General features: G+C 62.8%; 1 protein-coding gene. It reads left to right on the top strand.

The features are described from left to right. Positions 1-226, top strand: a 226-nt coding sequence (locus tag HMPREF2924_RS15785; protein WP_141765545.1) for an MBG domain-containing protein, incomplete at both ends; no start/stop codon positions are given.

Here is a 226-nt window from a genome sequence, read left to right as displayed (position 1 = left end):
GCCGATGCCAAGACCAAGGTCTATGGCGACGCTGACCCGAGCCTGACCTATCAGGTCAGCGGCCTGAAGAACGGTGATACCGCTGGCGCGGTGCTCAACGGTGGCAGCCTGAGCCGCGTGGCTGGCGAGAATGTCGGCGTGTATGGCATCAACCAGGGCGGCCTGGGCCTGGTCAGCGCGAACTACGACCTGAACTACCAGGGCAATAACCTGACCATCACCAAGG

Source organism: Pseudomonas sp. HMSC063H08 (assembly GCF_001813645.1).
Taxonomy (GTDB): Bacteria; Pseudomonadota; Gammaproteobacteria; order Pseudomonadales; family Pseudomonadaceae; genus Pseudomonas; species Pseudomonas aeruginosa.
The sequence above is the reverse complement of the archived record's forward strand: the minus strand, read 5'-3'. Positions and strand labels throughout refer to the sequence as shown.